Annotated in this window: 15 protein-coding genes; 13 read left to right on the forward strand and 2 right to left on the reverse strand. The window is 44.6% G+C overall.

Annotated features, from left to right (window positions below):
• The first annotated feature begins 5 nt into the window (after window positions 1-5).
• The 7 genes from QNO02_RS12700 to QNO02_RS12730 all read left to right on the forward strand — a co-directional run bounded on the left by QNO02_RS12700 (window position 6) and on the right by QNO02_RS12730 (window position 9,961).
• Window positions 6-2,249: a helix-turn-helix domain-containing protein gene (locus QNO02_RS12700; protein WP_289392233.1), complete on the forward strand. Its 2,244-nt coding sequence runs from the start codon at window positions 6-8 to the stop codon at window positions 2,247-2,249.
• Window positions 2,250-2,485: 236 nt separating this feature from the next.
• The gene (locus QNO02_RS12705; protein ID WP_091031330.1) at window positions 2,486-2,860 is read left to right on the forward strand and encodes a hypothetical protein; all 375 of its coding nucleotides are present in this window, start codon (window positions 2,486-2,488) and stop codon (window positions 2,858-2,860) included.
• Between the two features lie 396 nt (window positions 2,861-3,256).
• Window positions 3,257-4,858: an extracellular solute-binding protein gene (locus QNO02_RS12710; protein ID WP_289392235.1), complete on the forward strand. Its 1,602-nt coding sequence runs from the start codon at window positions 3,257-3,259 to the stop codon at window positions 4,856-4,858.
• 111 nt (window positions 4,859-4,969) lie between these two features.
• Window positions 4,970-5,872 (forward strand): ABC transporter permease, encoded by a 903-nt coding sequence (locus tag QNO02_RS12715; protein WP_289392236.1) that lies wholly within the window; start codon window positions 4,970-4,972, stop codon window positions 5,870-5,872.
• Between the two features lie 38 nt (window positions 5,873-5,910).
• Window positions 5,911-6,783, forward strand: coding sequence for a carbohydrate ABC transporter permease (locus QNO02_RS12720; RefSeq protein ID WP_062834079.1), 873 nt, complete (start codon window positions 5,911-5,913; stop codon window positions 6,781-6,783).
• Window positions 6,784-6,988: 205 nt separating this feature from the next.
• Complete coding sequence (locus QNO02_RS12725; RefSeq protein ID WP_289392238.1) at window positions 6,989-8,695, forward strand: DUF8769 domain-containing protein; 1,707 nt, start codon at window positions 6,989-6,991, stop codon at window positions 8,693-8,695.
• 300 nt (window positions 8,696-8,995) lie between these two features.
• A complete protein-coding gene (locus tag QNO02_RS12730; protein ID WP_289392239.1) occupies window positions 8,996-9,961 on the forward strand; it encodes a sugar phosphate isomerase/epimerase family protein in 966 nt (321 codons plus the stop codon).
• Window positions 9,962-10,559: 598 nt separating this feature from the next.
• Here the strand turns inward: QNO02_RS12730 and QNO02_RS12735 are convergent.
• Window positions 10,560-11,144 carry a P-loop nucleotide/nucleoside kinase family protein gene (locus tag QNO02_RS12735; RefSeq protein ID WP_249910915.1) on the reverse strand — a complete coding sequence of 195 codons (585 nt, stop codon included), beginning with the start codon at window positions 11,142-11,144 and terminating at the stop codon, window positions 10,560-10,562.
• A 284-nt stretch (window positions 11,145-11,428) separates the two neighbouring features.
• On the opposite strand from QNO02_RS12735, the gene QNO02_RS12740 reads away from it, so the two are divergent.
• A complete protein-coding gene (locus tag QNO02_RS12740; protein WP_017688825.1) occupies window positions 11,429-11,764 on the forward strand; it encodes a PadR family transcriptional regulator in 336 nt (111 codons plus the stop codon).
• Window positions 11,761-13,098: an FtsW/RodA/SpoVE family cell cycle protein gene (locus QNO02_RS12745; protein WP_289392242.1), complete on the forward strand. Its 1,338-nt coding sequence runs from the start codon at window positions 11,761-11,763 to the stop codon at window positions 13,096-13,098. Before QNO02_RS12740 ends, QNO02_RS12745 begins: the two co-directional genes overlap by 4 nt.
• A gap of 44 nt (window positions 13,099-13,142) precedes the next feature.
• On the opposite strand, the gene QNO02_RS12750 is transcribed toward QNO02_RS12745, so the two are convergent.
• A complete protein-coding gene (locus QNO02_RS12750; RefSeq protein WP_289392243.1) occupies window positions 13,143-14,960 on the reverse strand; it encodes an ABC transporter substrate-binding protein in 1,818 nt (605 codons plus the stop codon).
• A gap of 134 nt (window positions 14,961-15,094) precedes the next feature.
• On the opposite strand from QNO02_RS12750, the gene QNO02_RS12755 reads away from it, so the two are divergent.
• The 4 genes from QNO02_RS12755 to QNO02_RS12770 all read left to right on the forward strand — a co-directional run bounded on the left by QNO02_RS12755 (window position 15,095) and on the right by QNO02_RS12770 (window position 20,238).
• Window positions 15,095-16,714, forward strand: a complete 1,620-nt coding sequence (locus QNO02_RS12755) for a DUF4153 domain-containing protein (protein WP_289392244.1) — start codon at window positions 15,095-15,097, stop codon at window positions 16,712-16,714.
• A gap of 92 nt (window positions 16,715-16,806) precedes the next feature.
• On the forward strand, window positions 16,807-17,157 hold the full coding sequence (locus tag QNO02_RS12760; protein ID WP_176872672.1) for a hypothetical protein: 351 nt from the start codon (window positions 16,807-16,809) through the stop codon (window positions 17,155-17,157).
• Window positions 17,094-17,981, forward strand: a complete 888-nt coding sequence (gene yidC, locus QNO02_RS12765) for a membrane protein insertase YidC (protein ID WP_289392245.1) — start codon at window positions 17,094-17,096, stop codon at window positions 17,979-17,981. Before QNO02_RS12760 ends, yidC begins: the two co-directional genes overlap by 64 nt.
• A 289-nt stretch (window positions 17,982-18,270) precedes the next feature.
• A complete protein-coding gene (locus QNO02_RS12770; RefSeq protein ID WP_091031296.1) occupies window positions 18,271-20,238 on the forward strand; it encodes an AraC family transcriptional regulator in 1,968 nt (655 codons plus the stop codon).
• The last annotated feature ends 78 nt before the right edge of the window (window positions 20,239-20,316 follow it).

Consider the following 20,316-nt stretch of genomic DNA (forward strand, 5'->3'; position numbering starts at 1 on the left):
AGCCTATGAAAGTAAATCTGAAGCGGAATTGGCACACCAAGTTGATGTATTCGTATTTTCCTATTTTTCTGCTTACGATTTCCATTCTGATCTTTCTCTCCTTCCTGATTGTCAACGAACTCTCACGTAACGAAACACAAAAAGCCGACATGATCTCCACCCGCTATATCGTGGATACACTGGAGCGATCGCTAAGTGACATTGAACTTCGGTTGCTTGAAGACATTGGTGCAAACAAGACATATAGTCGCTTTCTGGAAGCTGGACAGGGACAATTATCGAGTCAGTTCATCTATGATGCGGCAAGCGGGCTGGGACGTATGTTGGATCAGCAGGATATGATTCAATCCATTTATCTCTATCGCATGTCCGATTCCCAGATTCTTACGCCCAGAGGCATGATGCGTTTGGAAGATTTCGAAGATCGTGCCTATATTGAGCAAGCCTTGAAAGATCGGGAGAACCTCGGTTGGAACCTGCCACGTGATTATAAGGAACGTTCCTTCGACGTACCTTCACAGGTGATTAGCATGAATAAGTGGCTTCCGTTACCGTGGGGCGGGGAAGGACTGCTCGTCATTACCATCCGCATGTATGCAGTGGAACGGCAGATCGATAACATGACCAATGAAAAGTTATCTGTTCTTCAGGTTCGGGATAAAAGCGACAATCTGATCTATACCGCGCATCAAATGGACCCTTCAGCAGGTGAAATCCTTAATCGTGTGACTGCGGACAAGCTTGGTCTGGTCTTTGAGAGTGGTATTCAATCCGGACAGCTGTATTCATGGGTATCCCTTGTCTCTTACGTGTGGATCGGTATTGGATTATTAACGATCGTTGGTGCGGTTGCGGGACTGATCTACATTACGCGCAGAAATACACGTCCCATTCAGCTCATCATGAATCGAATTCAGGCGTTACAGCCACGTGCCGAGGAGGATGAAGCAACTCCATCCGTCAAAGATGAACTGGCACTTATCGACCGTGCGCTGGAACATCTGATTGCTCAGACGGTTGACTATGAGAAACAGCATCATGAAAACTTGCTGATTCACCGCAGACAGTTACTTGTTGACCTGATGGAAGGAGAGCGAATGGATTCGTTCCGTCAGCGACTTCGCCATCTGCAACCGCTAGAGGAACGATTCATGGAACCGAAGAGTGTTGCTGTCCTCATTGCGGAGATGAATGGTGACGATCTCTCGACCAATCAGAATATTCTGAAGATTGCGCTCATGAACGTAGTGGAAGAACTTGTGCAGAACGAGACTCAATTCGGTGGTTGGGCTGAATGGTTTGGGAACCGCAGGCTTATTGTGGTGATTGCGTCGGATGAGCAGGAAGGACTGGACCGTGAATTGCTTATGGATCTGGCTAAGCAGATGCATATGTGGATTGCGGAAAATTTCCGCCTCCGGTTTACGTTCGGGATTGGACGAACCGTATCGGGCTGGGAGGAGATTACTCGTTCCTATGCGAGTGCAGATGCTGGATTGCAGCATAGACTTACTCTTGGTAAAGATGCCATCGTTCTCAGTGAGCAACTGCCCGATCGTATTGAGTTGCAATCGTACAAGTATTTGCAGATGCTCGCAGACTTTGTCCGTGAATTCAGACTAACCGGTGATGGTTGGCGGACGCAGCTGGACCAGATGTTTGTTGCGTTCAGCGAAGATCAGATTACAGATCACGATATTCGCATGTTGCTGCAGGCGTTAATCCAGATGTTGTCCCGTGAATTTGGGGAACTGTCTGAGCGGTTGCAAAGCCAATTTGCCGAGGAAATCCTGACTCGTCTTCGCAGTGATATTCAGCAGGTGGAGACACTGGAGGGGATTCAAGAGATTTTGCAGGAGTGGCTTAAAGAGGTTTATCGCAATTATGTGTCTGTGAATGAAACGAAAAGTCATCGTGCGATGATCAACGAGCTGCGAATTTATATCGAAGAGCATTTTGATGATCCCGATCTGTCGCTAAAACATCTGAGTGATCGGTTCCAGATCTCGGGTAAATATGCGAGTTATTTGTTCAAGGAAGAGTTTGAGATGAAGTTTGTTGATTTTCTGGTGAAATTGAGGGTCGAAAAGGCTTGCCGTTTGTTGTCTGCATCCGATATGGCTGTTCAGGATATTGCTCTGCAAGTGGGTTATGCCAATGCCATCTCTTTCGGCAGAGTATTTAAACGGATTATGGGCGTGACACCAGGCGACTACCGCAAGCAGAGTGGAAAACAAGGGGATCAATAACGATATGGGTCGTGTTAGAGCATCCCGGTAATGGGTGAAATCCAATTAATCCTAGAGATATCTATGAAATCTCCTGTATGAAGGAATAAGGTCCGTACCTTATCGTCCTTTGCAGGGGATTTTTTGGATGTTGAATACAACATCTTAGGCCCATTAAGCTGGTGCGTTAAGGAATTTAACGAATGACCTATACTAGCATTATGACAATCCATTAATTCATAGGGAAGAAGTTGAAGATGATGTATACATACGGACAGCAAGTGTGGGGATCCGTAGATATCAATAGGCGGGTTACCATTACAGCAAGCAATAATACATTTACATTCCATGTAGATAACTTGTCATATACGATAACTATACCTGTGGGTACCTACACAACAAGTCAACAAAGGCATGAATCCGAACTTATTCAGGCCATTTCGAAGGCAGGGGCGGCTCAGAACATTCCTGTACGATTTATTTTGGGCGGAATGCATTATGATGAGAAGTATAATGTATTGATTTTGGAACATACGGATACGAACAACGAACATGTTATCGATCAATTTGCGGGAAATGCCATCGATACGTTGTTTGGTCAAGTGAAGTTTAATCTTCCACCGAGGAATTAGTGCGTCGAAACGTTCTACACGTGTTGCTAAACAAGGAGATCACATAAGATGTGGTCTCTTTTTCTTTTTTTTGAAGAGAGATTCAATGGAAAAAGGATTATTGCAAGATGGGTGATGCCAGATTGGGTATGAGAAATCGACCTTAACACAACATATTATGTTAATATAGTTAACATTAGCGTCGTGAAAATTGTATATTTTCAGGAAATATGTTTATATATCGCGGTATTTAACTTAAAAATCGTGAATTTTACATTTTGAAAATAGTTTATTGTCTAAATATCAGCTCATATGTAATGATTAGTGACATTCACAGGTGCAACAAAATGGGATGAACAAAGTGGAGTGGCAATCATGTGAATCCATTCAGAGAGTGTGCGAAAGGGGAAAGGTCAAATGAGATTATTTCAAAGACGTAAGGCAGGCAAGGCAAGTTCAATCCTCGCAGTGGTAACAGCATTCACTCTATTATTATCTGCATGTTCGTCGGGAAGCGAATCAACATCTTCATCTGGAGCGTCGGGTTCGGGGGAAAAAACAACTTTGAAAGTAGAAATCTTCGATCGGGGAAACACTCCGGCGGGCTACACCATTTCGGACAGTTATCTGACTCGCTTCATTCAAGAGAAGTTTGGTGATCCAAACAACATCGATGTTCAATTTGTTCCGGTACCACGCTCGGAGGAAGTACAGAAGCTTAACGTTCTGATGGCGAGTGGCTCTGAAGTGCCTGATATCGTCTTTACCTACGATTCGGGAACATTCAATCGGTATGCAGAGCAAGGAGGTCTGACCGAACTTACGGATCTGATCAATCAAAGCGGTCCTAACCTGAAGAAGTTCCTGGGAGATGAAACGCTGGCCTACGGTCAATACGATGGACAACAGTTTGCGGTTCCAGGTAAACGTCTTGTTCTAGGCAAGTACGCATCCTATGTTCGTCAGGACTGGCTGGATGCGCTCGGATTGCCTTCACCTGAGACAGCTGAGGAGCTGCATACAACACTGAAAGCCTTTAAGGAAAAAGATCCGGGTAAAGTCGGTACAGGACTTATCCCAATGGGGATGTCGATTGCCTCGGCTCAATATGAACCCCTGATCTGGTCATTCATTGAACCGCTAACGGAAGAACAAAAATATACATTAACGCAGCAACTGGGTTCCAATGACTATCCAACGTTGTTGCCTGGTTTCAAGGACGCTCTGAAATATATGAACACACTTTATAATGAAGGATTAATGAGCAAGGACTTTGGACTAGATAAAGACAAGAAAAAGCTGTGGGAAGATGTATCTAACGGCAAAGTTGGATTCTACACCGAAGATGCAGGGGAGATTTACATTTCCGGTACGTACAAAAACTTGCAAACCAATAAACCTGGTGCAGTGATCACACCGATTGATGCATTCAAAAACTCCGAAGGCAAATTCGCCAAACCGGCATATGCTCCCAATGCGATGTATGTCATGATTCCAAAATCGAGCAAAAATGCGGAAGCAGCGATGAAGTATCTGGATTGGATGGCTTCGGGCAACAACCTGTTCGACCTGCAATTCGGTGTTGAAAATGAGAACTATGAGCTCGTGGATGGTGTACCACTGATCAAAGATGATGCTTCACCTGAAATCGCAGGTCGTATCTATAATTCCGGTGACATTGCCATTATCGTTAATGGTAAATACGTTGGGGATGATAAGAAAAATGAAGAGGCTTATGTCGTACAGGTAGAGTCGAAGTATCGGGATGACATGCGCAAGTCGGTAGCAATTTCCAACACGGACACGATTCAACCGGTACGTTTCTCCAAACCGATTGATGCAGAAGCACGTTACGGTAACGGCCTGAAAGACAAATTCATGGAGTTCTTCGTGAAAACAACCATTTCCAAACCCGCTGATTTTGAAGCCACGTATGACAGCATGATGAAAGACTACATGGCAAGCGGTGGTCAAGCGATCCTGGATGAACGTACAGAAGCTTACAAAGCGATGAAATAAGTAGAGTAGAGTTCACATCTAATGTGTATGACAACAAAGAACAGGGAATTCATTAGGGCGATGGCAACATCGCCTTGATGAAGAATCCTGAATGACATGGGGGGAAGGTTTATGAAATCAAGCATCTATTTCCGTAGAAACTGGCAACTATATGCGTTGCTCCTACTGCCCATGATCTACTTCATTATTTTCAAGTATGGGCCAATGTATGGCGTGCAGATTGCGTTCAAGGATTTTAACTTCTTTCAAGGGATCTCTGGTAGTGAGTGGATTGGCTTGGATGCATTCAGAGAAGTGTTTCAAAATCAGGGGTTTTACACTGCATTACGTAACACGTTAGTGCTAAACATGCTGGATCTACTGGTTTCTTTCCCGGCGCCACTAATACTGGCCATCTTATTGTTCGAGCTTAAAAAGGCATGGTTCAAAAAACTTGCACAGACTTTACTGTACATTCCTCACTTTATTTCGTGGGTAATTATTGGAGGGATTGTACTTCAAGTATTCGGTACACAATCGGGTTTTATTAACAATATCTTGATGAGCATGGGATTTGATCCATTACCATTCCTTTCAGACAAAAACTATTGGCTCTTTACGTATCTTGCGGTAGGTGTGTGGCAGAGTGCAGGCTGGGGTACGATTCTGTATCTGGCATCTCTGACAGGGATTAACCGTGAGCTGTATGAAGCGGCTGAAGTGGATGGAGCAAGTCGGTTACGCAGAATCTGGCACATCTCCTTGCCAGGCATCAAAACAACGATTGTTACCTTATTGATCATCAATGTCGGCAACATGATCTCTATCGGCTTCGACCGACCGTTTATTATCGGAAATGTGGCTGTACGTGAATACTCGGATGTGCTCAGCACGTTTGTGTATCGTGTCGGTTTACAATCCGGTCAGGTCACGCTCGCGACAGCTGTAGGTCTGTTCCAGGCTTTAGTTGGACTTGTCTTCATACTCGGAGCAAACTATACGTCCAAGAAATTAACCGATGAGAGCATTATGTAGTGGATTGAATCACATATGATCTGTAAGGAGTGAGTGAGATGTCTGAAAACACGGCGAATCGAATATTCAACACGGTAAACGTCATTCTTATTATCATTACGATGGTGCTGTGTCTTGCACCATTCATTCATATTATTGCGATCTCGCTCAGCTCGAACCGGGCGATCGGTTCAGGAGAAGTTTCCTTTTTCCCCAAAGAGTTATCCTTTGAGGCGTATACCAAAGTATTTGCAGATGGATCGATGATTCGTTCCCTCATCTATACCATTTGGCTGACCGTTCTGAGTACGGTGTTAAGCATGGCGATGACCATTGCAGCTGCATATCCACTGGCGAAGAGTAATCTGAAAGGGCGCAAGTGGTTCATGCTTGTCATTGTCGTGACGATGTTCTTCAGTGGCGGCATTATTCCCGAGTACATTCTGATCAAAAATCTACATCTACTCGACAGCACGTGGGGACTTATTCTGCCTGGATTGATTAGTCCGTTTTATATGATCATCCTCATTACCTTCTTCCGAGGTATTCCCGAAAGTCTGGAAGAAGCAGCAGGCATTGATGGAAGCAGCCACTTCGGAACACTTATGCGTATTATCTTGCCGCTATCCCTTCCGGTTATGGCAACACTGAGCCTGTTCTACGCGGTAGGACGGTGGAATGGTTTCCAGGATGCACTCATGTATATTACCAAGCCTGAGCTTTACCCTTTGCAATTGAAATTGTATCAGATGATTCAGCAAAACCAGATTACAGAATTGATGCAGAACGAAGGCATTGGTGCCGTTCAGGTCCTGCCTGAGAGTCTGAAAGCAGCCAGCGTTATATTCTCAACGTTACCGATCCTGCTTGTGTATCCGTGGTTGCAGCGGTACTTTATCAGTGGCGTAATGGTAGGTGCTGTAAAAGGTTAATAGAGGTTGTTCAAAAAGTTCACTTTTGATTACGAATGATGCCTAGTGGCATCATCAGCATCGAATATGAAATTTAGCCGAAATGTCCGTTGCTCACGTAGTTGTCCTACGCTCCGCTACTCCATTTCTAGCTTAATTCCATCTTCTTGGTACTGAAAACTGATCTTTTTGAACACGCACCTATAGTCTCGGGAGGGCGAATGACATGACACAACGAATGGTAGAAAAGATGTCGAAAGAGCAGCAGTATCTTGTAAACCAGTCCATGACGATGATGGATAGCTTCTATGATAAGGAACTGGATCTGCTTCGGAGTTTTGAAGAAGAGGATTCATCGCAGCACAGCACACGAGCCAGCGCACATTATGCGCTAGGGTTGTTAATTCGAAATGAGCCTGGTGATGTGGAACGCGCGATACAAGTGTTCCACAAGGTGCTCGATGTTCAATATGACGCTCCGGATGAGATTTATCACGGAACCTTTGCGACCCGACCCACTGATGCGCATCCACCAGCGGGTCACTATGCTTGGAAATCTTTTGCGCCAGGCACGGCCTATTTCCTGGAACGCACCTTTGAGAAGGTGTCTGCGCAGTTTATCCATAAACTACAGGAAGATGGATCTCTGCTCACAGAGGCCGCAGATCCCAAACAAATGAAACGCCTGTTTCATTCGGCGGTGAATCAGGTTCTGCCACCGGTATGGATCAGCTATGATCCCAACTGGCGCGAGTTTATCGCTTGTGTCTGTGTAGTCGTAACTGCTGAATTCGCTGAACTTATACCGGAGACACTCATGAAACGGATGGACCATGCCATGGCATTGGCTGTTCAAGGGTCAATAGAACGCAGGTTATCTGACGTAATCCCCATGAACACCAATATTGAGTTAATGCATATTTTCATCACCCACTACTACGGCCATCGCTTGAACCGAACAGAATGGATTCAGCATTCGGATGAACAGGCGGAGGGGTTGATGCAGGAGTTTGAACAATACGACGGTACATTCGCGGAATTCAATACGACAACCTATTATGGTGTCGATCTGTCCGTGCTTGGCATGTATCGAAAGTATGGTCTCACCGAACGTTTGGTTGAAATTGGACACCGGATCGAACACGGGCTCTGGAATAACATTGCGCTATATTACAATGCCAACCTCGAGAATCTCTCCGGCCCATTCTCTCGGGCGTACGACATGGAGATGCGAGAGCATAGTTCAATCGGTGTATTTATCTATCTTTTACTTGGTGAAGGGTATGAATATCTGACAGGAATCAACTGTGAGTCAGGCCATGATCCACTGATTGCGCTCCTTGGAGTAGATGTCCCCGCGGAAGCCGTGCCGTATTTCAAGGCTCATCAAGCGGATCGGCTTGTGCAGAAACAGTTCATGGAACTGTGTGAGCGCAATGATCCAACGTCCAATCGGAATCTATGTACGGCCAAGGCCTGGATTGGTGAGGACCGGATGATTGGTGCGATGTCGGGAAGTGTGAATACCAACGGCCAGATGCATCCGGCCACAATCCACTGGCAGACAGAAACGGGTGAGCGTTATTATCTTCGCTTGATCCGCCGTGAGGTAGGAGAGAGTTGGAACAGTCATCTGCGCGGAGTGACATTTGACGCGGATCTCACGCCAGATTCGTTAACCATTGATGTGGAACTGGATACGGCGGAAGAGATCGATGTTTATTTTGAAATCAGAGGGCCATCCCTTCGGCAGCAGGACATTACACCAGCGTTATGGCAGTTCCCTGGACTTACGTGTACAGTGAAGGCTGAAGCGCCTGAACCATCCGTATTAATGTACGTGAATCATGCGGAGATCATCTATCGGTATGTGCCTGGAAAGACTGCGAACAAGATGAGATTTGAATTGACCCTCCGTGAAAACAACGGATAGAGGAATGAATAGGTATATAAGATGAACTGAACATTTACACGAGAACGAAGAGTGCAGAACGGATCTGAAGAAGCGGAGCGTTCGCCTGAAAGCTTTCTGCAAGAAAGCTGCATCGGAAGCATAAGCTATCACCGGATTTTTCCCTTTGGAGAAGGGGATCAAAAAAACCTGGGGATAACAGCGATCGGAAGATGGTACTGCATTGGAGTGATCTAGTGTAAAGTTTATTGGTTCAACTTATATAGATAGAGATAAATGGAATATGAATGGGCGATAGAATGAGAGACAGGAGGACCAATCATGTATACGGACAAGCAGGAATATTCGTTTTCAACATGCTGGAATATCAAACGTCATACGACCGGACAAGGCATGATTGAAGAGATCAAGTCTCTTGGGTTCAGACAGGTGGAATTGAATTACAACGTTACGGAAGAGATGCTGCAGACGATAGAACCGATGATTGAACGGGGAGAGATCGGTGTATCCAGTGTGCATAATACATTTCCGCATGTGGCTGATCCAGATTACGGGACGGATTCCGTCCTGCTCGGATTCGATGATGAACCGCGCCGCAGACGGGCGATTGAACTGTTACTTCGCTCAGCTGAGTACGCACATCGTTATGGGGCCAAGGCTGTCGTTGTACATCCGGGTGAGGTTCCGTTTGAATACAATATAGATGAAGCGTTGAAAAAGATATACCACGATCAGGGGCCGGACTCACCTTCATATCAATCTTTATGGCAAGAGATGCTGGAGAAGCGGGAAGATGGCAGCGCACATTACCTGAGCCGGATTCAGGAGAGTCTGGAAGAGGTATGCAACTTGTCGGAGCAGCGGGGATACGGAGTGAACTTCGGTATTGAGACCCGTTCACGCTGTTATCAGATGCCCACTTTGCATGAAGCCGGAACGATTATTGGACACATGAAGGGCGCGCCGCTTGGACTCTGGTACGATATTGGTCACGGCATGATGATGGATCGAATGGGCCTATATGACAATGTACGTGAGGCTAACGCGTTGATTGATCACGTGGTTGGTGTGCATATTCATGAAACCGTAGGGTTGGCAGATCATTGGTGTCCATACATTCATAGTAAAGACATGACCTTTTTTGATTCATTTTTGGATATCATTGATCGTTCGCGGGTGAAAGTATATGAATTAAAAGCCGCGTGTACACCGGAAGAAATCGATGAGAGTCATGGAATAATTACGGCTCGTATTGCTGAACGTCATGCGGCGCGTCAGCGCGGATAGGGAGATTGGTAATTTTATGCTAAGTGCATGGATGGGTGGATGGTAGGGGGACGGAGGAATGTGAAGTATTCTTCTCGGCAGATATCTGACGTCCAATTGGAGTAGAAGGTATCGGATATCCCATGTTGTGCGGGGATGTTTAATGGAAAAAGGGATCGGTTTCATCGGCCTGCTAGGCTTGGTGAGACGGATCCCTTTTTTTGATTTTGATTAGATATGTATATGTGATCAGTGAACAGCTTTCATTCAGATCACATTCGAATAGCATTCAGAAGCATTTTTGCGCACAATTGGCTTCATTGCTGGGCACTCTTTGGGAAAGCTAACGAACTTGACGCACCCTATTCCAAGCATATGAGTCAGATTGAAATCGTAATGAATCTTAGACACCTTATCACTTCGTATATAGCCAGTTTTTGCCCATTTTCACTTGTCTGCTCCAGTTTAGCGTTACTGAGGTTCGTTAGAATTTTCATGTTAGTCCAAACCAGGTAATAAGGTGCCTGAGATTCGTAGCGTGTTAGAAGTGAGTCAGAAGTTGGCGAGAGAAGCGTTTATTCTACCTATCACCAAAGCAAGATTGAGGTGTGATTCTTTTTTACTCGTACATCCGTTGTTCAAGTTCGGCATAGGCAATCGCAGGATCATCACTAGAATTATCAATATATGCGACGGATGAAGCTGGGAGGGGCCAAGCTACTTCTTTTCGGATGAGAGAAGCTGTAAAGGCATCCCAGTTGGCTAACTTCCATTCATCAAGTGGGGATTGTCTTGCTGAGATCCGTTTGTGATACAACGCTTCATTCTCCAGATATATATAGGCCACGCGCACATCCGTATCATCCAGGGTACGTCCGATCTGTGCAAGTTCCTGAGCAATCCAATCGGTGGTTTCAATTTCTTTGGTAAAGGGTCCTACAACGATGGTATCGATACCCAACTGAACGTTATCCAGAGCGGCGTCCATCGTAATGCGGTACCCAAGATCACGGCACAACCTCTTGTATTCAGGCGAATCTCGGTCGGATGGATCGAGTCCCTGAAGGGTCATAATCGCCTCAGCCGCGGGGCGAAGCAGAATATCCATGTCGAAGAAAGCAGCTTTATGTTTACGGGAAAGGGCTTTGGCAAGTGTGGTCTTGCCACTTCCGGCCCCGCCGAGAAAGAAAATTAGTTTGCTCATGAATGTAATGCCTCCTTTAATTAGATTCAAAAAATAGGATATGTAATTGAAAAATACACGAATATATAGATCCATCATTAGAGTTCGTGAATGAAAGACTTGTTTATTTTAACATAAATAAAGAAGCTTGTTGGCTAGACAGAAAAGGAAGGATAAGGTAATATCATACCTAGTTGTTCTATGCATAGGTTTCCGATGTATGTGAAAAGAAGAGATTTGAAAGTGTCATTTTTCAAAATCTAAAAATTCTTGCTAAATGAATTGAAAAGTAAGGAGTGAGCGCGTTGCAGGTTAACAAACAAATGATTAAAGGCAGTACCGAGACATTGATTCTGACCTTGCTTCAGGAACGACCGTTGTATGGTTATGAATTAATTAAGGAACTACATCGTCAATCTGAGGGTGTGTTTAATTTGAAAGAGGGCACGTTATATCCTATTTTGCATGCCATGGAGATTGAAGGATGGGTAGAGTCGTACTGGATGGAGGTTGAAGGCCGTAAACGGAAATATTATTCGATTCGTGACAAGGGGATGGAGGCCTTACAAAGTAAAAAAGCAGAGTGGAATTTGTTCCGTCGAGCTGTGGATCGGGTGCTTGGGGAAGGAGGCCTGACATGACGAATCGACATGAGCGAATTCAGCATTATCTTGATCACATGTGTGTTCAGGTTAAAGCTCGCGAAGTACATAATGACTTGCGTGATGAGTTGGGAAACCACATGGAAGAGATGATTTTGGATAAAGAACAAGAAGGTTATACAGAGGAAGAAGCAATTGCATATGCCATTGAACAGATGGGTGATCCTTCAGTAGTGGGCAAAAGCATGCACCGATTGCATCGCCATCGTATGCATTGGGGGTTGCTAACGGGACTTGCCAGTTTGCTAATCATTAGCCTGCTGCTGACATGGATTTATACGACAAATATCTCAGTTGAAAAGTTTCAGTTTTTGTATAAAAGTCATTTGCTCTACACTATTGTTGGTTTAGTGCTGATGGTGTTTTTGATGTATTTTGATTATCAAAAATGGAAAAAATCTGCCTGGTGGATCTATATTTTGTTAAGTGGAATGTTGTGGATTAATCCCCTGGTATCACCGTTTGATTATGGTGTACAACGGTTCTGGAGCATATTTGGGTTAACAATTGATCTTACGACGATATCCATGTGGGTATTGCCCCTTGCCATAGGTGCGATTATGATGGATAAGCTGCGTAATAAGTGCGATGTACAATCTGTCTCATCGTATATTCTTCTTGTGGCTTTGCCGTCTTTTAGCCTGTTTCAGGCTTCAGATTGGGTACGATTGTTTCCATTCGGAACGGCAACTATTATCTTGTTTGCCTGGATTACACGAAAATGGTTTTATACGTTCGTGGGTGCTGCAATTACGGGAAGTGTCACTATGATACAGTTGTTTTTGAATGGTGAATACAGGCGGTTTGAGAGACTCTCTGTTGTGTTGGATCTCCAGAATGATCCGCTAGGAAACGGTTACTATAACCAAACGATTATGAATATTCTTCATTCTGCCGGATGGTGGGGAAACGGTTCTGACACGTCTTTGGACCACTTTACAGGATTTTATATGGACTATCCCGGTGTAATGCTTATTGATGTATTTGGTTGGTTAGCAGGCATAATGCTGTTGCTTGGAATCGTATGGTTTCTTACTAGTATGCTGAAAATGCTACCTCGTGTACTCGATGAATTTGGTCGTATGATCGTGTTTAGTATTACAATGATGTTTGCATTGCAAATGCTTTACTCGCTGGCGATGACTACCGGAAAGGTTCCGATTGTCAGCGTTACTTTCCCTTTTATTGGATTTGGTTCTCATGTGATCTTAGAATACGCCATGGTGGGTTTACTGCTTGGAGTATATCGACGTAAAGATACTATTTTATTGAGAAGCAAACAGGGAGAGCCGATCACGACCATGTCAAAATAAAAAAAGATACGTGATCGGATGGTATAAGTCATATAATACGATGTTTAATCAGACTGATGTGCTCGTGCGTCAGAAGGAAACCAGATATGACGCAGGTTCACCCAGCCCTGGCTGTTGAAAGATAGACCACGCACCGAAGGCAGATAAGCCGTCTCTACCGGTTTTTCAGATAAATGGAACAGTAGGTTCTGGCTGACCAAAAATTGCTCAATGCGGTCTAATTCACGAGTTCGATCCGCAGCGATGGGAGAGGCGACGATGGTTTGCAAAATCTTATGAATCGCTATGCGAGCAGAATCTTCCAAATGCTCAGACAACGTGGAGTAGAGATCATACCTGCGCAGTTCTTCGTCCCTGTCCCGAATGAGCGAGAAGAGAATCAGATCAGATTCCAACCGCAGATTTCCTTTGAACTGCTCCATTGTAGCGGTACGGACGGTACAAGAGAAACCGCACTGCTCCAGTATGGACGCCAGATGTTGGGCATCCCTGCGATATTGTGGAATGGTTGCAATGTGCAGGGAGATGGGACTGGAGGATACGGAACTTATCGATATATCGCTAAATCCCTCCGAGTGGGCCTGGACTTTCTTGGTATTCACCGTACTAAAATCAGACACAACGACCTCAGAGTCTTCTGCAGTTCCATCATCTCTATACATTCCAGCAAGGCATAACTGAAGGTGTGCTCTTACTGCCGGATCGTTTAACGGTCCGGTTTTTTGTGTATTACACGTGAGTAATTTATGAACCATCACACCTGCACTAATCTGTGTCCAGTCTGCACCCGCAGACAAAGACGGATTATGAACTAGATGAAAGAACGGAGTTTCGATATCTTGGCTATCGTCCATTTTTGCCGAGGCACTCCACGGAATTTGCAGGATATCTACTCGGTCCATATGTGCTCTACCCTGAAAATACGAGGAAAAGGCTTCAAGTCTGCACAAGTGATCATCCCAGGCAGTGACCTTGAACGGCCCCGTCCCAACAGGTTTTTGCATCCCATGTACATCACTCGAATGCTTCATCTTATGTTCGTTTGTTCCTGGTGAGGGTACAATCGCCGCACGACTTGTTGTCAGGAAGGACAAAAACAATTCATGAGGATTTTTAAGCTGGAAACACACGGTTAAGAAATCGACCGCTTCAATAGAAAGAATCTGTTTACTTACATCACGGTACAGTGTCCGGCGATCTGTAGATTGCAGCCGTTCAAACGTATGTACAATATCATGGGACGTCAACAACTGACCATCGTGAAAAGTAATACCTTTCCGCAAATAAAAGATCCATGTCTTTCGGTCTGCACTGACATCCCAGGTATGAGCGAGACATGGGAGAATCTCTCCCTGTTCACCCCGCTGAACCAACCCGTCAAAGACATGGCTAGTAACAAAGGATTCAGCTAATAGATTAATGTAAAGCGGATCAAGCGCATGAAGCTGTTGGCGGAGGGGCAACCGAAGTGTATCAATCTGCTCATTATTGGTGCCGGCTTCCGTATGATGTCCTGAATATCCAAGCAACCACTGGTTTAGATGATCCTGCATGATTGTTGAACTGGAGAATGCGCTCACCTGCTCGGCAGCTTCCTGTAACTCCCGGCGATTCATGGCCTGCATCATATATTCTGCGGCGATTTGATCAGCCGGAACAAGCAAAGTCAGTGAAGAACGCCGACCACGGCCACGCTGGGAAACCCAACGAATCCAATCATGGGCAACCATCTTTTTGACAATCGTTAACGTATTGCGGTGTGTACAATTTAGCAACTCAGCGAGATCGGCGAGTGTAAGTTCATGTTCTGTATGGTGACCGTAATGACGATGCAACAGCAGATATTGCTGATGTAATTTCAAGTGTTGATCCCCTCCTGGAGGTGAACTCTGACGTATTCCTCTAAAATAAGAAGTTTTGTCGATTTTAATTTCTATTTATATTCCTATTTTATCATCTAGAATATAGCATAGAAAGGTTAATGGAGGTTTTTCCCATGATTGATAAAATAATGGCTTCACCGCAACGCGCTCTAATCACGCTACTGTCTGCATGGATGCTGGCGATCATTCACCAGTATTTATTCTATGGTAATGAGATTGGCGTATCGTATCCTATCTTTGCAATTCTCTTTTATGTGTTCATGTATCTGTTTGCACGGGACCGCATGAGGTCTTTCAAGTTGATTGATGCTTTTGTGGCGGCTGTAGTACTATTGTTGTCGCTAACGTTCCTGTTATACGACAATGAACTGCTGTATGTTCTTAATTTTCTGGTTGTACCCGGCGTAGTTATCTTACATATGACGTATTTGATGGGCAGAAAACAGAAGCAGTGGTGGGAGATTGGTTTGATTGGTACGGCTATTGACCACTTGCTGCCTCAAGCCATACGTCATTGGGGGACGGTTGCTGCCATTGCTGTGAGAGCAGGAGGGCGTGGCATCGGCAAATCACAGAAAACAGTTGTTTTTAAAGTACTCATTGGTCTTGTGGCGTCCTTGCCTATCCTCATTGTAGTCGTTGCATTACTGTCCTCTGCTGACGGGGTCTTTGATCAGTATTTAGCCGGTTTTCCGGAGTGGCTGAATCAGCTAGCTTTTACTCCAGGGATACCGAGAATCATCTGGATTGTCATCGCAGGTGTATTGCTGTTCGGTTATGTATGGGGATTCGTACAGCCAATGCAATATGAGGCAGAGAAGAGAGAGAACGCACATTGGAAAAATGGAGCTGCATCCACGGTTGATAAGCGTGACCACACCTATATATTCTCTCCTGTGGACCCGGCCACTGAAGGTAAGGTTACGAATAAGATTACACCCGAGCCCGAACGCACTCCAGTTCAGCGGGAACCATTCAGATTGGATCCCATCATTGTAGGGACGATGCTGGTTGTCATTAACTGTGTGTACGTTTTGTTTGTACTTGTACAGTTTTCGTATCTGTTTGGTGCAGGAGAGGGGCATCTTCCGGTAGATCTGTCTTACGCAGACTATGCGAGAAGTGGATTCGCAGAGTTAATTCTCGTCACAGGTATTAACTTCTTTATTCTTATTGTTGCTTTGCAGTATACCCGTTCGAGTGGCAAAGCGGGTTCCATCGTGCATCAGGTATTGCTCCTGATTCTGGTCAGTTGTTCAGCAATTATGTTGTATTCCGCGTTTATGCGCCTAAATCTTTATGAGCAGGCATATGGATATACGTACATCCGCTTCCTGGTACACGCATTTATGATCTTCCTTGCACTCCTGTTGCTGATTGCTGGCCTTCGTATACGGTACACGTCAATACCGCTGATTCGCTGGTATATTGTGCTGGCGCTCACAGCTTATGTTGCAGTCAACTATGTGGGCATGGATAAAAGGATTGCCGAGCTGAATATTGAACGTTATCATCAGACTGGCAATATTGATGCAACCTATCTGGCGAGTCTATCGGCAGATGCAGTTCCGTTACTTCGAGAGTTTGCTCAGGAGGAGTATCCGGATCTCAAGAGGGAAATGCTGGAACGTCAAGCATATCTGGATATGGATACATCAGATCGCTCATGGCCTTCTTATAACGTGGCAAGACACCGAGCTGAGCAAGAGTTGTCCAAATTGAGAACGGAATAGCTGAAGAGTATTTGTTTTCACGTACGGATTTATGCAAAAACAATATGTAAGTGTTATAATATAAAAACTAACCTATAAAGGGGGTGAATCCCTTGTTTGAACTGCAGGAGTTATTACCATATTTATTCTCGATTGGACTCATCTTCACCGTCAGTTATGCCTATATTGCCCATCTTCATTGTGGCATGACAGAGTACTGGATGGAAGGTGGCGCCGGTGGTGGACTTGAACCTGTTCTTCCTGCCCTGTGTTTGGACAGACAGCATAGACAGGAAGACTGGAGCCGCATGATTAGACGAAGAGAAGCGCCCGATGAAGATGAACCAGATTGTCATTCCTCGTTGAACGATTGGTCAACAAATCAACGAGGAGGATATATATGGAACATAAGACTAACAAGGGATTCACTTTTAGATCGGGCAAGGGACGGATCTATGGCCTGATTGCCATTTTGTTTGCAGTCATGCTGCTTGCCGGATGCAGCAACAACGTGTCGGAGATTACTTCATCGACACCGGGATTTTTTAACCACTATGTTGTATTTCCACTGTCGTATCTGATTCAGCATATTGCCACGATATTTAACGGAAGCTACGGGGTCGCGATTATCGTGATTACGCTGGTCATTCGTTTAGCACTGTTGCCATTGATGATGCGTCAAGCCAAGTCCCAGCAGGGAACACGAGTCATCATGAACGCCATGAAACCTGAAATGGATGCGCTTAAGAAAAAATATGAAGGCAAAAATGACCCTGCTGATAAGCAAAAGCTGTCTCAGGAAACGATGGAGCTATACAAGAAACATAAGTTCAATCCGCTGAACATTGGTTGCTTGCCAATGCTCATTCAGTTGCCTATCCTGTCCGGTATTTACACAGCCATCCGACTTACACCGGAGTTGTCCGCCCACTCGTTCCTGTGGTTCAAACTGGGAGCGCCGGACTATGTACTCGCTGTGGTGGTCGCGGTCATATATCTGATTCAAGCCAAGGTATCACAAGCCAATATGGCGCCTGAGCAGCGAAAACAGTTCGCCATCATGGGATATCTCTCCCCATTGATGATGGCATTCTTTTCTCTTACAGCTCCGGCAGCGATGCCGCTCTACTGGACAGTTGGGGGTTCGTTCCTGGTACTGCAGACGTTATTGTTCCGCAAAATGTACCCGGTGGAACATCCACAGGAGCCAGTGGTTGTGGAAGTAAGTAAGAAAAAGAATAAAAAATCGAGCTCATCCAAACCTTCTCGGAAACCTGCAAAGTCTTAATAAATTTGGTCGCAGGTGACAAGAGAAACATGGTGACTACGTAAACTTGTTGAATACAAAAAAACATAATGAAGAAGCCTGATCCATATGGATCAGGCTTTTTTTGTACTCTCAGGTGTTCCTTTTTAGTTTTTTTTACGAAAGCGGATGAAAAGCATAACGTCTACTGCCTGTTCCCCAATATCACTTAATGATGATATACTTACCTGATCAAATATGATATTGATAATCAATATCAATTATTGAGTGATGTATACATTGGAAAAAGTGAAACGAGGAGCGCGGATAGATGCAAGAGGAAGAAGCAAGACAGGGATTTACACCAGAGATGATTGATATGATGGCCAGTATCTGGACACGCTCGATCATTACATTAATAGATGTACGCTTTCAGAATGTAGCGTCACAATACCCGTTGGAGCAATATAAAATGCCTAGTAGCATGTTTATCTATGCATATGGGGGAGAAGCGCAAATCCAACTGAATGAAACCACATTTGCAATGGAACGCTTTGGTTTAGTTCACGGCGGGAAGGGGAGCCTGCTCAGTATTACACCTAAAGAGGAGATGGTGAAGACCTTTATGGTGTTTTATAGAGCAGAATCACCTCTCTTTTTCAAGAAACATTTGCAACAATTACTGGAGCAAGTAAATCCATTTGTTCAACAGTTTGGTTATACGCCAAGTAATCCCATCTTGCTACGCGATTGGTTCCAACGGATGATGAATGGCTGGAAACGTGGCAAGGCGATGGATCAACTACAGGCCAAAAGTTTTCTATATCAATTGATTCATGAGGTATACAGGGATTTGGAGGGTGGTGAGATTCGGTATCTCCAGCCAGATCCAGCCTGTTCTGCCAAGATATATCTCGATAAACATTACAGGGAGCCGATTATGTTTCAACAAATTGCCGATATGTTTGGGATCAGTGGTGGACAATTAACGCGGTTGTTCAAAAAAAGGGAAGGGATGAACTTACAGGAGTATCTCATTCAGAGAAGGATTGAAGCTGCCTGTCATGACTTGAAACATACAGAAGCGACGGTTAAAGAAATCGCAACTGGAGCTGGTTTCGCAGATGAGAAAAACCTGTTCCGCATGTTTAAGAAACATTACAAGATGACACCAAGTGATTATCGGAAAATAAACGCACTATCCATGCAGGTTGATGGTATTGATAATGATTCTCATCTCCCTTACGATGAGAGGGAACTAGCGAGTCTAGTCAAGTCTTATAGAGATGGGGAATCAACGATGTTTGGATCATTAAGAAGTAAAGAAATGATTTTGGCGGCGGCGATAAGCATGATGCTGTTATTGACAGCATGTACGTCAGGGACGCCAGCGAATAATGGGGGAACGGCGAATACAACACCTGCTCAGACACAGCAGACGGCACAACAGGAAGGGTCGGAGACAAAAGCTTCGGAAGCAGTCTCGCAGACCAGAACGATAACCACAGTTAAGGGTGATGTTGAGGTGCCTAACAATCCTCAGCGAGTTGTAGTCGATTATTTGGTTGGTGATGTGGTAGCCCTAGGTGTAACTCCTTTAGGTGTGGCTAGAGCTGCACGGGGAGAGACAGAGCCTGTTTATGCTAACCAGATTACAGACTCCATAAAAGTAGCCATGGAGCCGGAAGATATCATGACGCTTGAGCCTGATCTTATCATTTTGGCATGGAGTGATGAGTCGTATGATGATTTATCCAAAATTGCCCCGACCATTTATGTTCCCTATGGTGATATGACTACAGAAGAGCGGATACAATTTATTAGCGATGTTTTGAACAAACAGGAAGAGGCTAAGGATGTTTTGAATGCTTATACCGGAAAAATCGAAGAAGCAAAGCTAGCCTTTCAGAATGCGGGCCTTTCCGATATGACGATTACGGTTGGAGAATTCAGTGATAAAAGTAACTACATAGCTGGAGCCAAGCATGCCGTTGGCGAGCTTGTTTACAATGAACTTCAATTGCAGGCACCTTCAAAAGTCCAAACGGATATTATCGATGCAGATAAATATTGGGGCGATGTCTCCATGGAAGTATTACCCGCTTACTCTGGGGATTATATGATCTTCTTAGGAGATGGAAACGTTGCTTCTGATAATGCAGTGTGGAATGCCATACCTGCTGTGCAACATGATCGGATCGTAAAGGTAGATTCTTCGCTATCTTGGTCCACCGACGTAATGACTTCCAGTGCATTGATTGATTATATTGTTAGTCAATTGCTGGCATTAGCTAAATAAGAGTTAGAACGAAATTTTAATTGAGAACTCCAAATTTTCAAACATGACCAGTCGAATTTATGGACGTTAATATCCATA

The organism is Paenibacillus sp. PK1-4R (genome assembly GCF_030369595.1).
Classification (GTDB): Bacteria; Bacillota; Bacilli; order Paenibacillales; family Paenibacillaceae; genus Paenibacillus.